This is a genomic window from Weizmannia sp. CD-2023 (assembly GCF_036225245.1).
Taxonomy (GTDB): Bacteria; Bacillota; Bacilli; order Bacillales; family Bacillaceae_C; genus Weizmannia; species Weizmannia faecalis.
In genome coordinates, this window is sequence record NZ_JARTJQ010000156.1 from 1 (window position 1) to 3,998 (window position 3,998).

Annotated in this window: 3 protein-coding genes and 2 pseudogenes; 2 read left to right on the forward strand and 3 right to left on the reverse strand. The window is 42.9% G+C overall.

Translation table 11 applies throughout. The annotated features are described in order from the left end of the window. Nucleotides 1-151: pseudogene (locus tag P9687_RS17370) on the reverse strand (IS256 family transposase); the annotation flags it as partial. Nucleotides 152-479: 328 nt separating this feature from the next. Beyond that, complete coding sequence (locus P9687_RS17155; protein ID WP_168985983.1) at nucleotides 480-1,385, reverse strand: nuclease-related domain-containing protein; 906 nt, start codon at nucleotides 1,383-1,385, stop codon at nucleotides 480-482. A gap of 88 nt (nucleotides 1,386-1,473) precedes the next feature. Here P9687_RS17155 and P9687_RS17160 point away from each other — a divergent pair, with 88 nt between their 5' ends. Beyond that, the gene (locus tag P9687_RS17160) at nucleotides 1,474-2,583 is read left to right on the forward strand and encodes a hypothetical protein (RefSeq protein ID WP_061577747.1); all 1,110 of its coding nucleotides are present in this window, start codon (nucleotides 1,474-1,476) and stop codon (nucleotides 2,581-2,583) included. Nucleotides 2,584-2,760: 177 nt separating this feature from the next. Here the strand turns inward: P9687_RS17160 and P9687_RS17165 are convergent, their stop codons facing one another. After that, on the reverse strand, nucleotides 2,761-3,621 hold the full coding sequence (locus P9687_RS17165; RefSeq protein ID WP_061577748.1) for a helix-turn-helix domain-containing protein: 861 nt from the start codon (nucleotides 3,619-3,621) through the stop codon (nucleotides 2,761-2,763). 212 nt (nucleotides 3,622-3,833) lie between these two features. Here P9687_RS17165 and P9687_RS17170 point away from each other — a divergent pair. Continuing rightward, nucleotides 3,834-3,998: pseudogene (locus P9687_RS17170) on the forward strand (rhamnulokinase); the annotation flags it as partial.

A 3,998-nucleotide genomic window follows, 5' to 3' on the forward strand; every position in this document is an offset into this window, starting at 1 on the left:
AAGGGCTCGTTTTTAAATAGTCATCCCTTTCCTTTTCCATAAACTCGTTTAACACGAGGACAACCGCTGATTTAATTACCGCGTCAAGATCGGAAGTCATGATGGCTTCTTTTAAAACATCCAAATTTAGGTTAAACTGTAAGTGAGTCATTTTATCTCCTCTTTTCATTGTTTATTGTTGTTGAAAACAGTGTTGCCAAGAGTTGATAAAATGACTCCTTCTTTTTACACAATTATACGGACTTAATCCTTTTGAAGCAGTCAAAAGGACAAAAGGAGCCGTGGACCGGAGCAATCGTCCTTTTGGAGCATTCAAAAGGACAAAAGGAGCCATTGACCGGAACAAAGTGTCCTTTTGGAGTGTTCAAAAGGACAAAAATAACGGGGGAACAGAGCATATTTGGTCTTTTTGAAGTGTTAAAATACCAAATGCTTTTCCCCCCGGTAGAATTTGTAATTCATAAGTTTGTGATCATCAATTACTCATAGTAAGACCACCTTCCACCTCTGAACTTATTAAAATTTTTTGCCAGTATCCTGCTCACCGTTTTTTTCGACCCCACAATCCTGCACCAGTCAAAAATATCATTTGTTGTAATCTTCCGCTCTGGAAACAGCATCCGAAATTCTCTGACACTGCGGAGGACCGCGGCCTCAACAGATTCAGCATGTCCACAATCCTCACAAATCATTGAACGCCCTTTTACCGCACAGGAAAAAGAACTACAAGTGTCGCACACAATGCCTTTCCGCAATTGATCATACTCATATTTCGGCAAATGAAGAAAAGACGATTCTTCTATATGCAGCGAAGATAGCTTTTCTGCCAGCCTTCTATGCTTTCCGCTCAGCTTTGCAGAAATTGCATTCAAATCTTTTATATACCGTTTTAACTGATTCGGGAAAATAAATGGCGCACTCAGGGGTGCCTGGTACAGGGTAAATTCGGGGTTTACAAAAACAACGGAAGCCGAGACCGGCATATTGAAACCGAGCGAGAGAATCAACTGCCGGAAAAGCGATTCGCAACGTTTAACCTGAAGCAGCGGATTGTTGATTTCAGACTTATTTTTTGTAAAAATTCTGTCCCGATCGTAATAAAAATCGCCTTCATAATTTTTCACTTCAAACAGGTAAATGGTTTCGCCGGTAATCATGAGGGCATCAATCTGGAACGTAGCATTGTTGCAGGAAAGCCGCAAATCATTCAGTACAAAACAATCACATGTAAGTGCTGCTGTTAAAGAGTCAAAATACCGCTCGCCTTCGTCCCCTTTTTCCAAATTCCGGAGATACTGGATGTCTTTTTCATGGAGTTTCATCCGGTTGTTCAGCGACTTTAAAAGAGCACATTCAAGTGAAGTTTTTCTTTCCTTGAAAAGCATCGTTCACATCCTTTCTAAAATTCAGACTTCACACCCATTATAAGCTACTTTTTGTATAATATAAATATCAATTTTCGCAGGTGAGCAGATGAAAAATTTACGGATTGAGCAAACGAATGAAATGATATTGGATAAATTCGGAATGGGCATAGTAGAGTTCCTTATCAGCCAGACTCATCTCGCATCAAGGCTGAATAGCGCCAAGTCAGAAACCATTAAAAGGAATCCCGGCTATTCAAACGGGGACATCGCGAAGGCCTATATCGGGCTGCTTTGCCTTGGAAAAAATAAGTTTGCTGAAATTGAACCGTTACGGAGCGACTATGATTTCCGTACTTTTTTAAAATTGGAAAGGGTTCCCTCGCCGGCTGTCTTGGAGCACCGTCTGGACGAGGCAGCTTTATCAGAAGAATGGAAACAGATCATCCTTGAAGAGTCTCTTCACCTGCTTCGCAAGGCTGGTGCACCTATCAACCCGGTGACCATACAAGGCAAAAGTTTTATACCGGTGGATGTTGCAATGCCGTTTGCTTTTATTGGAAAGGAAGGGTACTGCCTTTCCTTTGGACAAGAAACAAGCGTGTCGGTCCGTGCTGCTGAACAATTGGCGGAAGGGGCTTTCCTTTGGCGGCTCGAGGCAAAAGAAGGATCCGAAATTGCGGCAAAACTGCTGGACCTTCACATCGATTTTGTGATGAAACTTCAGACAGATGCTAGCACTTGGGTAGAAACTGCACGGAAACACGGCACATGCTCATCCGAACGGGAAGGAAAAAACGTTTACTTTGGATCTGTTGCGGAAACCAACACGACAGCCGGGGCAAAAAAACCAGCCTATTATGTTTTTAAACTCATTGAAACAACCATTGATAAAAACGGGCAAATCCTTTTGATTCCAGAGTATGAAGCGGATGTGTACATGACAACGCTCGATATTCCGCCGGAAGCTGTGCCAAGGCTTTACGACGAACACCGGAAAGTCTGTAAATCGTTGATACGGGAATTTAGGTTTGATCTTGGTTTTAAACAGCTGCCTTCCCGGAATAAAAAAACGAATGAGCTTGCCCTGCATTTTGGCATATATGCTTACAATCTGCTTCGCTTTGCCGGTCAGGGAAAAGCCCGAATGAAACGAATACGTGAGACTATCAGGGATCTGCCAAAGATGGTGATTAAAGAAGTAGAGGCAGAAGAATAAGATTGAACTTTAAATTTTTACATTGGGACAAATCGATCAATTTGCATACAGAATTTTCGCCCACCCGTAATACAGCCCAAACCGCAACCGAAGTATAACCCCGCCCTCGCTTGTGTGCCGGTAACCCTAACAGTAACGTCTTCTCTACGATCCGATAACACAAACAGCATGGATTCGTCACCCATTCCGCCTGTACGCAAGCGGGGTCATCTCTGTTTTCCACTTGAACAGTCGGTTGAAATAGGGAGGGTCCTCAATCCCGACGTCTAGGGCAATTTCTTTTACGCTTTTATTGGAGTAGCGGAGCAGTCTTTTCGCGGTGTTGATCCGAAAATGGATTAAGTACTCAATCGGGGGGATGCCGATGTAGTGCGTGAATTCCTTGCTGAGCTGGTACTTGTTCAGGCGGCACACCCGTTCCAAATCCTGCAGGGTAATTTTTTCTTTAAAATGGTCCTCCAAAAATTTTTTTGCTTCTATAATGTAATCGGGAATGTTTTCTTCCTCAAATGCAAGATCGTATTTCTGGATCAGCACTTCATTCAGCATTTCATGGATCAACAGCGAAATCCGGAACTCCGCCTTTGCATTCCGCGTTTCGACAAGCGCCATGATCTCATCAATGATTTGGGAAATGCGTCCGTTTTTTGCATGAAAAACATTGCTGCCGTTTTTCATAAATTCCCCGTAAAAAGCATCCGCATTCGGCCCGTAAAAATGGATCCAATCCATCTCCCACGGTTCATCGCTTATCGTGCTGTAATGCTGGTAATTCATGCAGTCGATGAAAAAAACATCCCCTTTTTCAAGCGTATATTCGCGCCCTTCATAAATCAATTTCCCCCTGCCGCCAAACGTATATTTTAACAAGTACGATTTCAAATGCTGCCTTTCTGTAAAATACGGTTTCATCGCTTTAAAATGGCCGATTTCCTGCACATAGTAAAACAGCTGGCGCGCCCGCTGCGACGGCGTGTTAAAACAGCGGATGGAGTCATCTGTCCAGGAATAGTCGGCTTTTTCCCAGTATTGTTCCATTTCGCTCCCTCTCTTCAAATTGATTATGCCATATCCTTCACAACCTTGCCAAGATCGTACAATGGTTTGCCAATAATGTTTCATGAAATCTTTTTTGATAACGTTTACGATAGGAATGTAAACGTTAAATTTTAATAGATGCAATGCTTCATAGAAGAAGCAGATGATGTAAAGATAATGCAATTTTGAAGGTGGAAAGGAGTGAGAAAATGATCCGGAATTACATCGCTATTGACATTGGCGCTTCAAGCGGACGGCTGATTGCAGGCACCTGCCGGCATCAAAAAATCGAAATCAAAGAAATTCACCGCTTCAAAAACGGTTTTACCAAACGGGACGGCCATGACCGTTGGGATATCGGCCGGCTGATTGAAGAA

Coding starts and splice junctions, on each gene's coding strand:
- P9687_RS17165 (WP_061577748.1), bottom strand. CDS start 3,621: ATGGAACAATACTGGGAAAAAGCCGACTATTCCTGGACAGATGACTCC.
- P9687_RS17155 (WP_168985983.1), bottom strand. CDS start 1,385: ATGCTTTTCAAGGAAAGAAAAACTTCACTTGAATGTGCTCTTTTAAAG.
- P9687_RS17160 (WP_061577747.1), top strand. CDS start 1,474: ATGAAAAATTTACGGATTGAGCAAACGAATGAAATGATATTGGATAAA.